At 65.9% G+C, this 16,396-nt stretch carries 20 protein-coding genes; 5 read left to right on the forward strand and 15 right to left on the reverse strand.

Annotation, left to right across the window (positions count from 1 at the left end; all coding sequences use genetic code 11):
- Positions 1–1,428: a carotenoid oxygenase family protein gene (locus HB681_RS12530; protein WP_213955137.1), complete on the reverse strand. Its 1,428-nt coding sequence runs from the start codon at positions 1,426–1,428 to the stop codon at positions 1–3.
- A 105-nt stretch (positions 1,429–1,533) separates the two neighbouring features.
- Between HB681_RS12530 and HB681_RS12535 the strand changes: the two genes are divergently transcribed.
- Both HB681_RS12535 and HB681_RS12540 read left to right on the forward strand, forming a co-directional pair.
- Positions 1,534–2,175, forward strand: a complete 642-nt coding sequence (locus tag HB681_RS12535) for a TetR-like C-terminal domain-containing protein (protein WP_213955138.1) — start codon at positions 1,534–1,536, stop codon at positions 2,173–2,175.
- Between the two features lie 59 nt (positions 2,176–2,234).
- Positions 2,235–2,696 (forward strand): Mpo1-like protein, encoded by a 462-nt coding sequence (locus HB681_RS12540; protein WP_213955139.1) that lies wholly within the window; start codon positions 2,235–2,237, stop codon positions 2,694–2,696.
- Positions 2,697–2,810: 114 nt separating this feature from the next.
- Here HB681_RS12540 and HB681_RS12545 read toward each other — a convergent pair whose 3' ends face one another.
- Entirely contained in the window at positions 2,811–3,140 is a 330-nt protein-coding gene (locus tag HB681_RS12545; RefSeq protein ID WP_213955140.1) for an FHA domain-containing protein, read from the reverse strand.
- A gap of 260 nt (positions 3,141–3,400) precedes the next feature.
- Here HB681_RS12545 and rpoH point away from each other — a divergent pair, with 260 nt between their 5' ends.
- Positions 3,401–4,342, forward strand: coding sequence for an RNA polymerase sigma factor RpoH (gene rpoH, locus HB681_RS12550; protein ID WP_213955141.1), 942 nt, complete (start codon positions 3,401–3,403; stop codon positions 4,340–4,342).
- Positions 4,343–4,442: 100 nt separating this feature from the next.
- On the opposite strand, the gene HB681_RS12555 is transcribed toward rpoH, so the two are convergent.
- The 5 genes from HB681_RS12555 to HB681_RS12575 all read right to left on the reverse strand — a co-directional run bounded on the left by HB681_RS12555 (position 4,443) and on the right by HB681_RS12575 (position 8,902).
- Positions 4,443–5,060 carry an SCO family protein gene (locus tag HB681_RS12555; RefSeq protein ID WP_213955142.1) on the reverse strand — a complete coding sequence of 206 codons (618 nt, stop codon included), beginning with the start codon at positions 5,058–5,060 and terminating at the stop codon, positions 4,443–4,445.
- 133 nt (positions 5,061–5,193) lie between these two features.
- Positions 5,194–6,102 (reverse strand): heme o synthase, encoded by a 909-nt coding sequence (gene cyoE, locus HB681_RS12560; protein ID WP_213955143.1) that lies wholly within the window; start codon positions 6,100–6,102, stop codon positions 5,194–5,196.
- A 121-nt stretch (positions 6,103–6,223) separates the two neighbouring features.
- Positions 6,224–7,531 carry a COX15/CtaA family protein gene (locus HB681_RS12565; protein WP_213955144.1) on the reverse strand — a complete coding sequence of 436 codons (1,308 nt, stop codon included), beginning with the start codon at positions 7,529–7,531 and terminating at the stop codon, positions 6,224–6,226.
- Positions 7,528–8,241 carry a hypothetical protein gene (locus HB681_RS12570; RefSeq protein WP_213955145.1) on the reverse strand — a complete coding sequence of 238 codons (714 nt, stop codon included), beginning with the start codon at positions 8,239–8,241 and terminating at the stop codon, positions 7,528–7,530. Before HB681_RS12570 ends, HB681_RS12565 begins: the two co-directional genes overlap by 4 nt.
- Complete coding sequence (locus HB681_RS12575) at positions 8,192–8,902, reverse strand: SURF1 family protein (RefSeq protein ID WP_213955229.1); 711 nt, start codon at positions 8,900–8,902, stop codon at positions 8,192–8,194. Before HB681_RS12575 ends, HB681_RS12570 begins: the two co-directional genes overlap by 50 nt.
- Positions 8,903–9,007: 105 nt before the next feature.
- Between HB681_RS12575 and HB681_RS12580 the strand changes: the two genes are divergently transcribed.
- Positions 9,008–9,238, forward strand: coding sequence for a twin transmembrane helix small protein (locus tag HB681_RS12580; protein ID WP_213955146.1), 231 nt, complete (start codon positions 9,008–9,010; stop codon positions 9,236–9,238).
- A 77-nt stretch (positions 9,239–9,315) separates the two neighbouring features.
- On the opposite strand, the gene HB681_RS12585 is transcribed toward HB681_RS12580, so the two are convergent.
- From HB681_RS12585 to HB681_RS12620, 8 genes are all read right to left on the reverse strand, one after another.
- A complete protein-coding gene (locus HB681_RS12585) occupies positions 9,316–10,197 on the reverse strand; it encodes a cytochrome c oxidase subunit 3 (RefSeq protein ID WP_213955147.1) in 882 nt (293 codons plus the stop codon).
- 45 nt (positions 10,198–10,242) lie between these two features.
- Complete coding sequence (locus HB681_RS12590; protein WP_213955148.1) at positions 10,243–10,449, reverse strand: DUF2970 domain-containing protein; 207 nt, start codon at positions 10,447–10,449, stop codon at positions 10,243–10,245.
- Positions 10,446–11,072: a cytochrome c oxidase assembly protein gene (locus HB681_RS12595; RefSeq protein ID WP_213955149.1), complete on the reverse strand. Its 627-nt coding sequence runs from the start codon at positions 11,070–11,072 to the stop codon at positions 10,446–10,448. Before HB681_RS12595 ends, HB681_RS12590 begins: the two co-directional genes overlap by 4 nt.
- Before the next feature lie 18 nt (positions 11,073–11,090).
- Positions 11,091–11,201: a cytochrome oxidase small assembly protein gene (locus tag HB681_RS12600; RefSeq protein ID WP_213955230.1), complete on the reverse strand. Its 111-nt coding sequence runs from the start codon at positions 11,199–11,201 to the stop codon at positions 11,091–11,093.
- A gap of 14 nt (positions 11,202–11,215) precedes the next feature.
- Positions 11,216–12,847 carry a cytochrome c oxidase subunit I gene (gene ctaD, locus HB681_RS12605; protein WP_213955150.1) on the reverse strand — a complete coding sequence of 544 codons (1,632 nt, stop codon included), beginning with the start codon at positions 12,845–12,847 and terminating at the stop codon, positions 11,216–11,218.
- Between the two features lie 34 nt (positions 12,848–12,881).
- Positions 12,882–14,060: a cytochrome c oxidase subunit II gene (gene coxB / locus HB681_RS12610; RefSeq protein WP_213955151.1), complete on the reverse strand. Its 1,179-nt coding sequence runs from the start codon at positions 14,058–14,060 to the stop codon at positions 12,882–12,884.
- 61 nt (positions 14,061–14,121) lie between these two features.
- Positions 14,122–14,598 (reverse strand): DUF2244 domain-containing protein, encoded by a 477-nt coding sequence (locus tag HB681_RS12615; RefSeq protein ID WP_213955152.1) that lies wholly within the window; start codon positions 14,596–14,598, stop codon positions 14,122–14,124.
- A 123-nt stretch (positions 14,599–14,721) separates the two neighbouring features.
- Positions 14,722–15,639 (reverse strand): biotin synthase, encoded by a 918-nt coding sequence (locus tag HB681_RS12620; protein ID WP_213955153.1) that lies wholly within the window; start codon positions 15,637–15,639, stop codon positions 14,722–14,724.
- 21 nt (positions 15,640–15,660) lie between these two features.
- On the opposite strand from HB681_RS12620, the gene HB681_RS12625 reads away from it, so the two are divergent.
- Positions 15,661–16,377, forward strand: coding sequence for a ComF family protein (locus HB681_RS12625; RefSeq protein ID WP_213955154.1), 717 nt, complete (start codon positions 15,661–15,663; stop codon positions 16,375–16,377).
- Positions 16,378–16,396: the final 19 nt, after the last annotated feature.

A 16,396-nucleotide genomic window follows, 5' to 3' on the forward strand; every position in this document is an offset into this window, starting at 1 on the left:
CTAGCGATGCGCCTGGCGCACGAACTGGCCCGGCACCCAGCTGCCATGGAACCCTGACGGCACCCGGTGCGGAAGCTGCACCGTCGCGACCGGCCCGTCGCCGATCGCCAAAGCGTTGAAGACGGCCAGTTCGCTGCGGTTCTGCGCGGCCCGCCATGCGACTGCGAGCAGCCAGCCATCGCCTTGCGCCGCATCCGCCGCGCGCGGCACGAACACCGGTTCTGAGAATCGGTCGCCCGCGGACAGCCAATGGAGGTTGCGCTTGCCGTTCGCCAGGTCGAAGTGCACCAGGCCCTCGTAGCCGGCGCCGCGCACGGCCTCGCGCTGGCAGGCGGCCCAGCCATGACGGTATGGCAGGCCCGAAAAGCGCTCGTCGAAGCGCGGGAATTCGGTCGCCAGGTCGTCCATCGGCGTCTGCGTGAAGCGATTGCTGTCGCCGGCCAGGTCGAAGGTCCAGCGGCACATGCGCGCGACGCTGCGGGCCGGATCGGTCGGGCGGCCGTCCGGATGGGGGAACAGCGGTGGCTCGTCGTAGCGCATCACGTCCGCCACGATGCGCTCGCCCTCCTCCCCTTCTTCCCAGGCATTCATGACGTGGAAGACATAGCCACTGTCGCCCTCGAACCAGCGCATCTGCCCGACCGGGGCGCCGCGCTTCAACACACCGACGCGGGCGCCAAGTTCAGGCTCCCAGGCGTAGGGTGGCCGGCCTTGCTGCATGCGTGCCATGCTGCCCGTGAGGGGCAGGATCGGGAACAGCAGGTGATGCTCGGTGACGGCGAAGTCGTGGACCATGCTGGCATACGGGGCCTCGAAACGCTCGAAGCGGGTGACGCGGCCGGCCGCGTCGATGCTGCCGTGACTCATGCCGGTGGTGAGCGGGCCGGTGGCGTTGTAGCCGAAGAAGAGGAGTTCTCCGGTGGCCGGGTCGGTCTTGGGATGGGCGGTGAAAGGACCGGCCAGGCCACCGCCCAGGTTCGTCTGGCCGCGCGACATCAGCGTGGCGGGGTCGATTTCCACCGGCAGGTGCGCCTCTTCCAGTGCGAAGAGGCGCCCGGCGTACCAGATCACATGGGTGTTGGCAGCGCCTTCGTCGGCGATGGTTTCGTTGCGGCTGCCGTCGAGGTTGCGGCCATAGGCATCGAAGAGCCGTCGGCCGGCAGCGCGCTCGGCTTGCCAATGCGCGGTGCGTACCCAGCGGTTCCTGTAGCTTGCCCTGCCGCCGTCCAGCGTGAAGGCGTGCAGCATGCCGTCGCCACCGAACAGATGGGCATTGGCGTCGGGAAATTGCGGGTTCGGCCCGTTGCGGTAGAGCGTGCCATCCAGGCCCTTGGGCAGTTCTCCCTGGACGGGCAGGAACGCAGCATCGCACTCGATCGCGAGGGGGCTGCCGTAGAGAGAGGGCGCGGTGGTGGGAGGCGTGTTCATCGAGGCTCCTCGAAGTCAATGTTTACGCTGTAAATATCTGAATTGAATCAGGCGGCGCAGGCCTCGTCAAGTAAAATTTACATCGTCAACATCAACGAGGAATGCATGCCGCCTCGCGCCGCCGCCACGCCCTACCACCACGGAGACCTCCGCGCCGCCATGCTCGAGGCAGCGCAACGAATCCTCGAGAGCGAGGGCATCGAGGGCCTGACGCTGCGGGCCGCCGCACGCGCCGCCGGTGTGTCGCACGCCGCACCCAAGAACCACTTCGGCGACTTGAGTGGATTGCTCAGCGAATTGGCGGCCATTGGCTTCCGCCGGTTCACGAGCGAGTTGAAGGCCGCGATGGAAAAGATGCCCGCAGGCTCCGCGGAAGAGCGGCTGGATGCGATGGGCGCCGCCTATGTCGGCTTTGCCAAGGCGCATCCCGGCATGTTCGTATTGATGTTCCGCGGCGAGCGACTCGACCTCCAGCGCCCCGCCCTGCGCCAGGCCGTCGACGAGGCGCAGGCCGCGCTGGCATCGTCGATGGCGGCCCGACTCGGCATCGACGATGCCGCAGCGGGCCATGGGTCCGTGACGCCCGGGCAAGGCGCCGCCATGGTGCGCGCCTGGTCGCTGGTGCACGGCTTCTCCATGTTGCTGATCGACGGGCGGCTGGACCGCGTGCTGGCGCAGATGCCGCCGGGGAGCGATTGGCGGACCCTGCTGGCGCGGACGTTTTCCGTGGGTTCCCATCCTCGCTGAAGCCGGGCTGCAATGGCATCATCGCCGGCGTACCGCACAGCGCGCCCATTGGAGACACGATGAACACAGCCCACGCGCCCTTGGCGGGCACCGAGCGCAAGCTCGACCGACTGCTCGCCCACTATGGCGAAAGCCATCGCAACCCCAGCAACGAGTTGATCCATTTCATTGCGATTCCGGCCATCCTGTTGAGCATCGTCGGGCTCTTGCATGCGCTGCACCCGTGGGTGGCTTATGCGTTCGTCGCAGCCAGCCTAGTCTACTACGCGATGCTGCGCTCGCCAGTGCTATGGGTCACGATGGCGGTGGCCACCGTGGCGGTGCTGGCGGCGGTGCGTGCGCTCGGGGAGCAGGTCGTGCCGGTCTGCGCGGCGGTGTTCGTAGTCGCCTGGATCTTCCAGTTCATCGGCCACAAGATCGAGGGCAGGAAGCCGTCGTTCTTCGAGGACATCCAGTACCTGTGGGTCGGACCGCTGTTCGTGGCGACGCGGCTCTACGCCAGTCTGGGGGTGCGCTGGTAGCGGACGGTGGCGGGCGGGCCGGGGCTCTTGGGCCGATGTGACTTTGCCGACTCGACTTGACCCCTCCGGGAGGCCAGTCGGCGGGGAAGCGGCCTTTGCGGCTGATGCCGCGGATCACTCGGCCAGGGTCAGTTCCTTGGGAAACGCGTAGCCGTTCTGGCGATTGAGGTAGCGCAGTTCAATGTCCCCGATGCGCATCACGTCGCCGTGACGCAGCGCGCGGTGCTGGACCTTGTGGCCGTTGACGAAAGTGCCGTTGCTGCTGGCGAGGTCAATCACCCAGGTGGTTCCGCCTTCGGTGCGCAGTTCGGCATGATGGCGGCTGACGCGCGGACGATCGATCTGGAGATCGTTGGCCGCGTCGCGGCCGATCAGGATGCGCTCATCGGTCAGTTCGATTTGTTTGGGCGAACTGGTTTTCGTCATCAACAGCAGGCGGGCCATGGCAGGGGTCTCGTGTAAATACCGGAGGCTTGGGGCAGACCGGGGAAATGTGCCCAAAGCGTTTAGTTAACTATAAGTAACATTTTAGCATTTAGTCCTTTTTGATACATCTGCACAACACTACTGTGTGCTTATGTATTTCTGCAGGAAGTCTCGGTCTTCCAACAAACTATCGGATCGATAGCGATAAGGGGGAACCCTATGCTTAGCACTCCCTCTAACCGAGTGCTAATATGTCCCGAATGAAAGGAGCTTCCTCAATGACAGCACTGTCTGGAGTCTCTGCCAAGTCGCTCGCGGTCGCGAACCCGTGGTCCGTCGTTCCGCCGCTCGGCAATCTCGACGCCTATATCTCGGTCGCCAATCGGCTGCCGCTGCTCACGCTCGACGAAGAGCAGGGCTACGCTCGCAAGCTGCGCGACAACAATGATCTGGAGGCCGCGGGCGCGCTGGTGCTGTCGCACTTGCGCCTTGTCGTCTCCATCTCCCGTCAATACCTCGGCTACGGCCTGCCGCATGGCGACCTGATCCAGGAAGGCAACGTCGGCCTGATGAAGGCCGTGAAGCGTTTCGACCCCGACCAGGGCGTGCGCCTAGTGAGCTACGCCATGCACTGGATCAAGGCCGAGATCCATGAGTACATCCTGAAGAACTGGCGCATGGTCAAGGTCGCGACGACCAAGGCCCAGCGCAAGCTGTTCTTCAATCTGCGGTCGATGAAGCAAGGCTTCAAGGCCGACGCCGCCGCCATCGATGCCGATACGCACCGCGAGACGCTGAGCTTCGACGAGGTCGGACAGGTCGCGGCCAAGCTGAACGTCAAGCGCGAGGAAGTGCTCGAGATGGAAACCCGCCTGTCGGGCGGCGACATCCTGCTCGACCCGAGCCCGTCCGACGACGGCGACGACGCCTTCGGCCCGATCGCCTATCTGGCGGACGCCACGCAGGAGCCGACCGCGCAGCTCGAGATGCGCGCACGCGACCGCCTGTCGAGCGACGGCATCTCCACCGCGCTCGAAGCGCTGGACGACCGCAGCCGCCGCATCGTGGAAGAGCGCTGGCTCAAGGTCAACGACGACGGCTCGGGCGGCATGACGCTGCACGAACTGGCCGCCGACTATGGCGTGAGCGCCGAGCGCATCCGCCAGATCGAAGTGGCTGCGATGAAGAAGATGAAGAAATCGCTGGCGAGCTTTGCCTGAAGACAAACCGAGCCCGTGGGCGCCTGCGGCGCCCCATCTCGACGAGCCCGGCCAAGCGCCGGGCTTTTTCTTGCGCGGCCCACCCTGAGCCCGCCTTCGCTCAGGATTTCAGCAAGGCCTGGATGTCCGACACCATCGGCGCCACACCCGCGCCATAGCGCGCATACAGGCGCAGGCGCCCCTGGGTGTCGTAGATATAGCTGGCAGCCGAATGATCCATTGAATAGCTCGTCGGCGTCTTGCCTTCGACCTTCTTGTAGTAGACCTTGAAGTCCTTCGCGATGGCCGCGAGTTGCTCGGGTGTCGGGATCAGTGCGACGAAGCCGGGGTCGAAGGCGCCCATGTAGGCCTTCATCACGGCGGGCGTGTCGCGCGCCGGGTCGACCGTGACGAACACGACCTGCAGCTTGTCGCCGTCCTTGCCGAGTTCCTGCTTGACCTGCGCCATTTCGGTCATGGTCGTCGGGCACACGTCGGGGCACTGCGCATAGCCGAAAAACAGGACGACGACCTTGCCCTTGAAGTCGGCCAGTGTCCGCTCCTTGCCGTCGGCGTCCGTGAGCTTGAAGTCCCTGGCATAGTCGGCGCCCGTGAGGTCAACCGCATTGAAATTGGGCTTGTTCTCGCTGCAGCCCGCGAGTCCGAGGCCCAGCGCGCCGGCGGCTGCCGTCCAGCCGGCGCCTGCGGCAATCCACTTGATGGCGTTTCTCTTGTTCATGTGCTCGAACTCGTTTCAGTTTTCATGGCGCCGCAACCGCGCCGAAACGCGCAAATCGAAGCCCGATCGAACCGGCTTTGCCGGGCCGTGGGGTACGCCCCGTGGGGAGCGCCACAGGCGCATTCGGGGCGGGTCATCCGATGTAATGGTCGACCAGCAGCGCCGCGAACAGCACGCTCAGGTGGATCAGCGAAAAACGGAAGGTCTTGCGCGCCAGCTGGTCCGAATAGTTGCGCCAGAGCGCGAACGCATAGCCGGTGAAGCCGATGCTCACGCCCACCGCCACGGCCAGGTACAACCAGCCGCTCATGCCGTAGATGAAGGGCATCAGGCAGGCGGCAAACAGGATGAAGGTATAGAGCAGGACCTGCAGCCGGGTGAACTCGTTGCCATGCGTGACCGGCAGCATCGGGAGCCCCGCCTTGCGATAGTCCTCGACGCGGTAGAGCGCCAGCGCCCAGAAATGCGGTGGCGTCCACAGGAAGATGATGAGGAACAGGATCAGCGCTTCCGGCCCGACGTCGCCGCGGATCGCGGCCCAGCCCAGCACCGGCGGCATCGCGCCGGAGGCGCCACCGATGACGATGTTCTGCGGCGTGAGCGGCTTCAGGATCACGGTGTAGATCACCGCGTAGCCCACGAAGGTGGCAAAGGTGAGCCACATGGTCAGCGGGTTCACCGTGAACCACAGCAGCGCCGAACCCGCGGCGCACAGGAAGGCCGAAAAGATGAGCGCCTGCCGGTCGCTCAACTGCCCGCGTGCGGTCGGTCGCCACGCGGTGCGTTTCATCTTCGCGTCGATGCCCTTCTCGACGAGGCAGTTGAACGCCGCTGCGGCGCCGGCCACAAGCCAGATGCCCGCACAGGCGAGCACGGCACGCTGCACCTCGACCCACCCTGGCACCCCCGGCACCGCCAGCACCATGCCGATGAAGGCGCAGAAGACGATGAGTTGCACCACGCGCGGCTTGGTCAGCGCGTAGAACTGGCGCAGCACGCTGGCGGTGCTGGTGGATCGTTGGACGGGTACGGGGGTGCTCATTCGATAACCTCAGCGCCGCGCGCTGCGGTGCGAGCGCCTTCGGGCGGCCGGGCGGCGCTCATTGGATAACCTTCGCGCTGCGCGCTGCGGTGCGAGCGCCTTCGGAGCGGCCGGGCGGCGCTCATTGGACAACCTCCGCGCCGCGCGCCGAGGTGCGAGCGACATCGGGCGGTCGGGCGCCATTCACAGGACCTCGCTGCTGCGCGCCGCGGTGGGAGCCTGCCTCAGGCGACCTGCTCCCGTATTGCGCGGGGTGCACCATGGCCGTGGCGCCCTGCGGCACGGCCACGGGAGCGCGTCGGCTTTCGCACAAGGACCAGACCAGTACCACGGCCAGCGCTGCCGCGCCGCCGGTGTGAAGCAGGGCCGCCAGCAGCGGCCAGCCGAGCAGGACGTTGCCGAGGCCGGTGGCGAGTTGAAGCAACGCCAGCCCGGCCAGCCAGTTCGACTGCGCGCGCAGCGTCGGCACGGCGCGCAGGCGCCACGCGAGCGCACCGATCGCGGTGAAGACGGCGTAGGCCATCAGCCGATGCACGTAGTGGATCGCGGTCAGCGCCGAAAAATCGACCGGGTTGCCCTCGGAGGTGAGACCCAGCGAACGCCAGATCTCGAAGCCCTGTGCGAAGTTCATCGGCGGCCACCAACTGTCCTGGCACGTCGGGAACTGGGTGCAGGCAAGCACCGCATAGTTGGTGCTGACCCAGCCCCCCAGCGCGATCTGGAAACCAAGCAGCAAGCTGGTCGCGACCAGCAGGTTGCGCAAGGCGCCGGGCAAGGCGGTCGGCAATCGCTCGCTGGCGGCCTGCTGGTAGCGCACGGCCTGCATGCAGAGCAGCGAGAGCAGCACGATGGCGCCGAGCAGATGCAGTGTGACGATCGCGGGATAAAGCTTCATGGTCACGGTGAGCGCGCCAAAGGCGCCTTGCAGGCAGACCCACAGCAGCGTCACCAAGGGCCAGGCCGGCCGCAGCGCCGCATGCCGCGCGGCGCCAAGGGACGCGCGGCGTTGCTGGCGCCACGCAATGAACGTCGCCACGGCCAGCACCACGATCAGCACACCGACGCCGGTGGCCAGGTAGCGGTGCACCATCTCGATCCAGGCCTTGCCGTGCGTCACGGGGCCGGTCGGCTGGAGGGATTGCGCCATCGCGATTTCATGGCGTGCCCCCATCGGGCTGGCATTGCCGTAGCAGCCCGGCCAATCGGGGCAGCCGAGGCCGGAATCCGTCAGCCGCGTGAAAGCGCCGAACAGCGTGAGGTCAAAGGTGAGGAACAGCGCCAGGACCGTCAGCGCATGCAGGCGCCGCGCAATGCTGTGACCCGCGCTGCGCCGCCAGACCCACAGCAGCGGGCCGAGCGCGATGAGCACGCCCGCGCCCATGAGCCAGGCGATCGGCGAGAGGTCATAGGGCGCGACGACGGGGGTCATCGGCCGGGCTCGTCCCAGGATGCGGAGGCGCGCAACAGACGCTCCAGATCGCGCTTGGCGCGCGAAGCCCCGGCGGCATCCATGCGGGCCGGGAAACGCATCATCCAGTTGCCCATCGGGTCGACCACATACAGGTGTTCGTTCAAGGCGTGCCCCGAGGCGGGCGCCAGCCACTGCGACAACTGCGCAGCGGGCATCCGCAGCACCGTGGCGCCGCGCAGGCCGTTGTCCAGGCGCGCGGGCGGCGATCCGGCGTCGCTGATCATCCAGACGCGGTCCACGCGCTCCTTCTCGCGCCCAAGGCTCTCGCGCAACTGGCGTTGCAGGTAGAGCTGCTGCTCGCACAAGGCATCGCAGGCAGCATCGGCCACGGCCACGATCAGCCATTGGCCCTTGAGCGACGACAACGGCACCGACACGCCGTCGCGGTCGAGCGCCTTGATCGCCGGCAGCGTGCGTTGCGGCTCGACCAGTTCGCCGTAGACGCTGCGCCCCTCCGGCCGGACCACGTAGTAGGTGAAGTAGGACGCAATGACGGGCGCCGCGCACATCAGCATCACCGCGATCATCTTCCAGCGGCCCGAGACCGTGCGGCGGCCGGCCTCGGCGCCCAGCGCCTGCGGCGATGGCATCGAGTGCACGGTCAGCCCGAGCGGCTCGTCAGCCACGGCGGGCACGGCGGAACGGGGCAACAATTTGGAACCAGACATAGAGGATGGTGACGAGGGCTGCGAGGCCGAACCACTGGAATGCGTAGCCGTAATGCTTTTCGATGCCGAACGCCGGCGCCGGCCAGTCGCGATGCAATCCTTCGGAAGCGGCGCCGGTCTGCTGCAGCGACACATCGGTGCGCAGGGGCAGCCTGGATTCGGCCTTGAACACCTCGAGGTCGAGATTTTGCCGGATGGGCGATGCACCCGGCGATTCCACGGTCGCAGCAGCCGGCGCGGGCGTCTTGCCCAACTCCAGCAAGTGCGATGGCGGTGCTTCGATGCGGGCGTCGATCTCAACCAGGCCGGCGGGCGTCTGCACGGGTTGCAGCTTCGTGCGGTCCTCGAAATTGCGCTGGATCCAGCCGCGCTGGACCATCACGGTCTGCTGGCTGCCTTCGATGGCGAAGGGGGTGACAACGTAGAAGCCAGGCACGCCGCCCATCTGGCGGTTGTCGAGGTAGACCGTTTGCGGGGCCAGCCACAAGCCGCGCAGGTGCACCAGCCGATGCATGGCTTCGCCCGGTTGCCCCATGGCAAGGAAGTCCTGCTGACCGAGCGGCGGCAGCGTCTTCTGCGACTCGATGGCGGCCTGGAGCGCCTCCTTTTGCGCCGCGCGCGAAAGCTGCCAGCGGCCCAGAGACAAGGTGGCCACAAGCATGAGCAACGCGGCGACCGTGACCAGCCAGAAGCGGCCGCGTCGCGCGGCAGGTGCGGCCTGCAGGGAGATGGTGTTCAAGGGACGGGGCGGCGTGGTCGGCCGATAATGAGAGTCATGAAATATGTCGTCGCCCTTGCCTTTGTCGGCATCCTGGCGAGTCTCGGATTTGCGCTCTACTACATGCTGAAGGACGGGCGCGACGGGCGCGCCAAGTCGGGTGGGATGGCGCGCGCGCTGACCGTTCGGATTGCCTTGTCGGTGATTTTGTTCCTGTGCATCCTGCTGGCCTGGAAACTGGGATACATCCAGCCAGGGGGCCTTCCGGTCAGCCGATAGGTCGGGGCGGGCCGCATCGCCGCCCAGCCATGAAAAAAGCGCCTCGCGGCGCTTCTTGAGGGTGCCGGCCAATGCCATCAAAGCCAGTACACCAGCGTGTAGAGGCCCAGCCAGACCACGTCCACGAAGTGCCAGTACCAGGCCGCGCCTTCGAAGCCGAAATGCCGATCGGGGGTGAAGTTGCCGTTCATGAGGCGAATGGTGATGAACAGCAGCATCAGCATGCCGATGAACACATGGAAGCCGTGGAAACCGGTGAGCATGAAGAAGGTCGAGCCATAGGCGCCCGAACTCAGCTTGAGGTTCAACTCGGTGTAGAGGTGATGGTACTCATAGCCCTGCACGCCCAGGAACAGCAGGCCCAGGATCACGGTCACGATCATGAAGCGGATGCATTGGGCGCGATGGTTGGCGCGCAGCGCGTGGTGGGCGATTGTCAACGTGACGCCCGAGCTCAACAGCAGCGCCGTGTTGATGGTCGGCAGCCAGAACGGGCCGACGGTCTGGAACGGCTCCACGATGCCGGCGGGCGAGCCCGTCACCCCTGCCGCGACACTCGGCCACACCGCCTTGAAGCCAGGCCAGAGCAACGCGTTGTCGAGGCTGCCGAGCGCCGGCAGCGAGTGCGTGCGCGTCCACCACAGCGCCGTGAAGAAGGCGCCGAAGAACATCACCTCCGAGAAGATGAACCAGCTCATGCTCCAGCGGAAGGAGAGGTCGACCTTGTGGCCGTACTGCCCGCCTTCGCTTTCGTGGATGGAGGTACGGAACCACACGAACAGCGTGCCGAGCCAGACCAGCATGCCTGCCAGCAGCGAATACATGCCCCATTCATGGCCGTTGATCCACTGGGCCGCGCCCAGGATCACGAAGAGCAGCCCCGTCGCGGCCATGACCGGATAGGCCGATGGGCCGGGCACGAAGTAGTAGGGCGTGGCGCCGTGGGTGGGTGAACTCATATCAGGTCCTGGCTTTCTTCTCTCGATTCAAATCTTTTGCGGGGATCAGGGCGCGACCACGAACTTGACCAGCACGATCAGGGCGCCGACGAACAAGGCAACCGCCCCGAAGCCGACCGCGATGATGTGCAGCGGCGTGAGGCGGGCGACGTCTTCCTGGTGCGCGCTGTTCTTGCGCACGCCGAAAAAGCCCCAGGCCACGGCCTTGATGGCCCGCAGCAGCGAGCCCTTGCGTTCCACGCCGGGGTTCATGACTTCGGCTCCACCTGCAACTGGGGTGCGGCCGCGGTCGGGGCAGGCGGTGTCTTGCCGCCCACCTCGAAGAAGGCGTATGACAAGGTGATGGTCTTGACGTCCTTCGACAGCTTCGGGTCGATGATGAACGCGACTGGCCATTCCTTCTTCTCACCCGGGTCCAGCGTGTATTGGTTGAAGCAGAAGCACTCGAGCTTGTTGAAGTACGGCGCGGCCTGCTGCGGCGCATAGCTCGGAATGGCCTGCGCCGCCATGCGGCGGTTCTGCACGTTCTGGAACTGGTACATCACGGTGTGCAACTCGCCCGGATGCACCTGGATCGAATTCTGCGCCGGCTTGAAGTCCCAGAGCGCGCCGTGCACGTTGGCGTCGAACTCGACCGTGATGGTGCGGCTCATGTCGACCTGCGTGTTCGCCGGCACCTTGACGTCCTTGCCGCCCGAGGCGCCGCCGGGCACCTCCAGTTCGGACAGCGCCAGGATGTTGATGCCGGTCACTTCGCAGATCTCGCGGTACAGCGGCACCAGCGCATAGCCGAACGCGAACATGCCGGCGGCCACGACGGCCAGCTTGGTGACCATCTGGAAGTTGGCGCGGCGAATGCGTTGGGCGATGCTCATGGAATGGGTGCGCGGGCCTTAGTGACCGACATAGACCATGCGGACAATGAATCCGACGAAGAACAGCACGGCGATGGAGGCCAGCGTCAGCCCCATGCGGCGGTTGCTCTTCTTTTGTTCCGGCGTCATCGCGTTTGCGGCGTTCAACCGATCACCTTGGTGGCGGTCGGGTCGAGGCGCGGAGGTGTTTCGAAGGTGTGGAACGGCGCCGGCGACGGCACTTCCCACTCCAGGCCTTCGGCGGCTTCCCACGGCTTCTGCGAAGCCTTTTCACCCTTGCCGAGCATGGTCGGCAGCGCGATGAAGAAGAAGAAATACACCTGCGCCAGTCCGAAGAACAGCGCGCCGATCGACGCCACCGCATTGAAGTCGGCGAACTGCATCGGGTAGTCGGCATAGCGACGCGGCATGCCGGCAAGGCCCAGGAAGTGCATCGGGAAGAAGGTGACGTTGAACGAGATCAGCGACCACCAGAAGTGGACCTTGCCGCGCGTCTCGTTGTACATCACGCCGGTCCACTTGGGCGACCAGTAGTAGAAGCCCGCGAACATCGCGTAGAGCGAGCCGGCCACCAGCACATAGTGGAAGTGGGCCACGACGTAATACGTGTCTTGCAGCTGCGTGTCGATCGGCGCCACGGCCAGGATCAGGCCGGTGAAGCCGCCCATCGTGAACACGAAGATGAAACCCACCGCGAACAGCATCGGCGTCTCGAAGGTCATCGAGCCCTGCCACATGGTGGCGATCCAGTTGAAGACCTTCACCGCCGTCGGCACCGCGATCAGCATGGTCGCGTACATGAAGAACAACTGGCCGGTGAGCGGCATGCCGGTCGTGAACATGTGGTGCGCCCACACGATGAAGGACAGGATGGCGATCGACGAGGTGGCGTACACCATCGAGGCGTAGCCGAAGAGCTTCTTGCGGGCGAAGGCCGGCACGATCTGGCTGATGATGCCGAAGGCCGGCAAGATCATGATGTAGACCTCGGGGTGGCCGAAGAACCAGAAGATGTGCTGGTACATCACCGGGTCGCCGCCGCCGGCGGGGTTGAAGAAGCTGGTGCCGAAGTGGCGATCGGTCAGCGTCATGGTGATGGCGCCGGCGAGCACCGGCATCACGGCGATCAGCAGGTAGGCGGTGATCAGCCAGGTCCAGCAGAACATCGGCATCTTCATCAGCGTCATGCCCGGGGCGCGCATGTTGAGGATGGTCACGATGATGTTGATCGAGCCCATGATGGACGAGGCGCCCATGATGTGCATCGCGAAGATGCCGGCGTCCATCGACGGACCCATTTGCAGCGTCAGCGGCGCGTAGAGCGTCCAGCCGGCCGCGGGTGCGCCGCCCGGCATGAAGAACGAGCTGACCAGCATGATGGCGGCCGGGATCAGCAGCCAGAAGCTGAAGTTGTTCATGCGCGCGAAGGCCATGTCGGACGCGCCCACCTGCAGCGGGATCATCCAGTTCGCGAAGCCCACGAAAGCCGGCATGATCGCGCCGAACACCATGATCAGGCCGTGCATGGTGGTGAACTGATTGAACAGCTCGGGGTTGACCAGCTGCAGGCCGGGCTGGAACAGCTCGGCGCGGATCATCAGGGCCAGCACGCCGCCCACCATGAGCATGGTGAACGAGAACAACAGGTACAGCGTGCCGATGTCCTTGTGGTTGGTCGCGAACACCCAGCGGCGCCAACCAGTGGGCGCGTGATGTTCGTGGCCATGGTCGTCATGACCGTGTGCGTGGCCGTGGGGGTCGAGGACTGCGCTCATGAATCTTCCTTGGAAATCGTGGGTCTCGGCGCGCTTACTTGGCGCGCTCGGCCTTCACCTGGGAAGGCTGGACCAATTGGCCCGTCTTGTTCGACCAGCTGTTCTTGGTGTACGACACCACCGCTGCAATGTCGGTGTCGCTCAATTGCTTCCAGGCGGGCATGGCCCCGTTGTTCTGACCATTCAGCACGACATGAAGTTGCACGGAGGCGTCTGCGTTGAGCACCTTCTCGCTGGCATCGAGGGGCTTGATCGGGCCGGCGCCCTTGCCATTGGCCTGGTGGCAGGCCGCGCAGTTGCCAGCATAGACCTTCTCGCCGCGCGCCATCAAGTCGGGCAGCGCCCAGACCTTGTTCGGGTCGTCGAGCTTGGCCGCAGCTTCCTTCTTCTTGCCGTCGACCCAGGCGGTGTAGTCGGCGGCTGCCATCACCTTCACGTGGATCGGCATGTAGGCGTGCTCCTTGCCGCACAGTTCCTGGCATTGGCCGTAGTAGTCGCCGACCTTCTCGGCGCGGAACCAGGTGTCGCGCACGAAGCCGGGGATCGCGTCCTGCTTGAGGCCGAACTGCGGCACGGCGAAGGCATGGATCACGTCGTTGGCGGTGGTGATGATGCGGATCTTCTTGTCCACGGGAACGACCAGCGGGTAGTCGACCTTGAACAGGTAGTCCTTGGGCATTTCGCCGTGGGCGCCCGCATCGGACATGGCGCGCTGGCTACTGTCGAGTGTGGAGATGAAGGCCAAGCCTTCGCCTTCGCCCTTGACGTAGTCGTAGCCCCACTTCCACTGGTAGCCGGTGACCTTGATGGTGAGGTCGGCGTTGGTGGTGTCCTTCTGCGCGACCAGGACCTTGGTGGCGGGCAGCGCCATGAGGATCACGATGACGAAGGGGACGATGGTCCAGATCACTTCGACGACCACCGACTCATGGAAGTTGGCCGCCTTGTGGCCGACCGACTTGCGGTGCTTCCAGATCGAATAGAACATGACCGAGAACACGGCAACGAAGATCACCGTGCACAGGACCATCATCGCGTTGTGCAGGAAGTGCTGTTCCTGCGCGATCTTGGTGACGCCAACGGGGAGATTCAACTGGCGTACCAAGGGGCCGCCCGGCAGGCTTTCGACTGCGTTCGCAGCACCACTGATCACCGCGCCGGCCGCCAGCAGCAGGGTTGCCGGCCAGGTCTTGTTGCGCCAATTGCTCTTCATCGTGTGTACTTCTTCAATTACCAGTTAACCCATTGGCCCGGTGCCCGCCTGCGCGCGCCACTCAGGCCGCGCGCAGTGCCATGCGAATCTCACGCGCCAGCGCGGCACGCAACTCGGGTCGCACATAGCGCCCCACCCTGACCGAACGACCCTGCCCCGAGACCTCGATCAGCGAACGGTCGCTGGCCTCGGGCTCGACCCGCACCTGGTGCGGCAAAAATTCCGTGCGCTCGTAGTGGCCGCCATTTTCCAGTTCAACCACCAGGCGACCTTCCTGCAGCGCGATCTTTTCGCCATCGGTCGCATGCCGCGCATACAGCACGAAGGCGACGCCGACGGCGGTGAGTTCCAGCCAGGCAAACGGCAACACGAGCCGCGCCCCATGCCACCAGAACACCGTGCCGATGCCCAGCGAGACGATGCACAGCGACGCGTAGAGCCAGCCCAGCTGGCTCGGCGTGACCGAGCAATTGCGCTTCAGGAACCAGTGGATGCTCTGGCCTGAGACAGTGGCAAAACGAAACACGGAATTCGACACGGGCGAGTTCGGCAAATCGGTGCGTCGACAGCCGCCAAACGGGTGTTTGACGAGCCGCGTTCGCGGGACCATACCCACGAGTTCACGCAACGGCGGATTGTAGCGGGTGGTTTCGGGCCAACTTCATGCGCCGGGGCGTCCTCGCTGCAGCATGGAGCGCATCTCGCGCAGCGAAACGGCGCTTTCTGGCGCGAGCGCGACACGTGGCGCCGGTTTGAACGCGTGGCCATAGATGATTTCGAAGCCCAGTGCAATGCGACCCTGGTCGGGGCCGCCGTTGCTGGCGGTGGCGGCGAGCGCGGCGCCGAGTTGCCCGCGCCACTTGCGGCCACGCAGCGCGCCGAAGCGAGCCGGATGCAGGTTTCGACCGAGGGTGCGCAACTCCGCCAGCGCCGCCTCGAGGGTAGCCCAGGTGAGGGTCACGCGTTCCATGTCCATCACCGGCTCCGCGAACCCGGCGTGCACCAGCATGTCGCCCCAATCGTGCATGTCGGTGAATTCATGACCGGCCGGCGGCCAGCCCAGGCGCGCGTAGAGGGCACGCAGTTCGCGCACCGTGTCGGGGCCGAGGCAGGAGAACATCAGGAAGCCGTCGGTCGCGACGGTGCGGTGCCAGCGCTTGATGAGCGCCTCCGGGTCGGCGGCCATGTGCAGCGCCATGTTGGCCCACAGCAGGTCGACACCGTCCTCTGGCGGGGCTTCGAAGCGCGGCTGCGCGCCTTGCCAGCGCCTGGCGCTCCACCAGGGTGCGCTGAGGAGCCCAGCGGTACGCGTGGCCAACGCGTCATCGGGCTCGATCACGTAGGGCGCGGCGGCGGCGTAGCGGCGCGCGACCAGCGCGTGCGCCTCCAGGCCGCCACGCAGCGGCGACCAGTCGGCCCAGGTCTTGGGCTTGGCGGTGATCCACTGGAGGCGATCTTCCATGCGGCGGCCGATTTCCTCGTGCAGCCAGGGGGAGCCTTGCGCGGGCGCGAGGCGGGACCAGCGGCTGGCCGCCGCGGCATCGATGGTGGGCGGGCGCTGGGCGGGGTCGGTAGCCATGGGCGGCCAGTATATTGAGGCATGCGCTTCCGCCCGGCCCTGCGCCCGTTCACCGCCCTGCTCGACGCCTTGCCAAGCCAATGCGCGGTGTGCCGTACCTGGCCGACCAGGCCGATCTGCGATGCCTGCGTGGCCCGGCTGGCGGCTCCTGTCGAACGCTGCCCCACTTGCGCGATACCGACGCCGCAGGGGATCACGCGTTGCGCCGAGTGCGTGGCAAATCCGCCACCGCTGGACGCCTGCATCGCGGCCTGCGCCTACGAATGGCCGTGGCCCGAATACATCGCGCAGTTCAAGTTCCACGGCGACGCGGGCTGGGCCGCGCCGCTGGCCACGCTGATGCGCAGTGCGCCCTGGGGCGAGCCGGCGCTGGAGGAATGCGATCTCGTGTTGCCGATGCCCCTGGCGCTGGAACGGCTGCGCGAGCGCGGCTTCAACCAGGCGCTGGAGTTGGCGCGTCGGCTCGCTCCGGGCAAGGTCGATGCCACGCTGCTGCTGCGCACGCGCGCGACCACGGCGCAGAGCGGGCTGCTGCGGGCCGAGCGATTGCGCAACCTGCAAGGCGCCTTCGCCATCGAGCCCTTGCGCGCGGACGAGGTGCGGGGGCAGCGCATCGTCCTGGTCGATGATGTGATGACCAGTGGTGCTTCGTTGTTCGCGGCGGCGCAGGTACTGCGCGCCGGCGGGGCGTCGCACGTGGGCGCCATCGTGCTCGCGCGCACCGGCGCTCCACAATAGCCGCCCTTCCTGTCATTCG

This window comes from Variovorax sp. dw_954 (genome assembly GCF_018449755.1).
In the GTDB taxonomy this organism is placed as follows: domain Bacteria; phylum Pseudomonadota; class Gammaproteobacteria; order Burkholderiales; family Burkholderiaceae_C; genus Variovorax.

Excerpts from the sequence above, each read along its gene's own strand:
- HB681_RS12535 (WP_213955138.1), top strand. The coding sequence starts at position 1,534 with ATGCCGCCTCGCGCCGCCGCCACGCCCTACCACCACGGAGACCTCCGC.
- HB681_RS12595 (WP_213955149.1), bottom strand. The coding sequence starts at position 11,072 with ATGAGCATCGCCCAACGCATTCGCCGCGCCAACTTCCAGATGGTCACC.
- HB681_RS12580 (WP_213955146.1), top strand. The coding sequence starts at position 9,008 with ATGAGAGTCATGAAATATGTCGTCGCCCTTGCCTTTGTCGGCATCCTG.
- HB681_RS12540 (WP_213955139.1), top strand. The coding sequence starts at position 2,235 with ATGAACACAGCCCACGCGCCCTTGGCGGGCACCGAGCGCAAGCTCGAC.
- ctaD (WP_213955150.1), bottom strand. The coding sequence starts at position 12,847 with ATGAGCGCAGTCCTCGACCCCCACGGCCACGCACACGGTCATGACGAC.
- HB681_RS12625 (WP_213955154.1), top strand. The coding sequence starts at position 15,661 with ATGCGCTTCCGCCCGGCCCTGCGCCCGTTCACCGCCCTGCTCGACGCC.
- HB681_RS12555 (WP_213955142.1), bottom strand. The coding sequence starts at position 5,060 with ATGAACAAGAGAAACGCCATCAAGTGGATTGCCGCAGGCGCCGGCTGG.
- coxB (WP_213955151.1), bottom strand. The coding sequence starts at position 14,060 with ATGAAGAGCAATTGGCGCAACAAGACCTGGCCGGCAACCCTGCTGCTG.
- HB681_RS12620 (WP_213955153.1), bottom strand. The coding sequence starts at position 15,639 with ATGGCTACCGACCCCGCCCAGCGCCCGCCCACCATCGATGCCGCGGCG.
- HB681_RS12530 (WP_213955137.1), bottom strand. The coding sequence starts at position 1,428 with ATGAACACGCCTCCCACCACCGCGCCCTCTCTCTACGGCAGCCCCCTC.
- HB681_RS12575 (WP_213955229.1), bottom strand. The coding sequence starts at position 8,902 with ATGCTTGTGGCCACCTTGTCTCTGGGCCGCTGGCAGCTTTCGCGCGCG.
- HB681_RS12565 (WP_213955144.1), bottom strand. The coding sequence starts at position 7,531 with ATGACCCCCGTCGTCGCGCCCTATGACCTCTCGCCGATCGCCTGGCTC.
- rpoH (WP_213955141.1), top strand. The coding sequence starts at position 3,401 with ATGACAGCACTGTCTGGAGTCTCTGCCAAGTCGCTCGCGGTCGCGAAC.
- HB681_RS12600 (WP_213955230.1), bottom strand. The coding sequence starts at position 11,201 with ATGACGCCGGAACAAAAGAAGAGCAACCGCCGCATGGGGCTGACGCTG.
- HB681_RS12590 (WP_213955148.1), bottom strand. The coding sequence starts at position 10,449 with ATGAACCCCGGCGTGGAACGCAAGGGCTCGCTGCTGCGGGCCATCAAG.
- HB681_RS12585 (WP_213955147.1), bottom strand. The coding sequence starts at position 10,197 with ATGAGTTCACCCACCCACGGCGCCACGCCCTACTACTTCGTGCCCGGC.
- cyoE (WP_213955143.1), bottom strand. The coding sequence starts at position 6,102 with ATGAGCACCCCCGTACCCGTCCAACGATCCACCAGCACCGCCAGCGTG.
- HB681_RS12545 (WP_213955140.1), bottom strand. The coding sequence starts at position 3,140 with ATGGCCCGCCTGCTGTTGATGACGAAAACCAGTTCGCCCAAACAAATC.
- HB681_RS12570 (WP_213955145.1), bottom strand. The coding sequence starts at position 8,241 with ATGTCTGGTTCCAAATTGTTGCCCCGTTCCGCCGTGCCCGCCGTGGCT.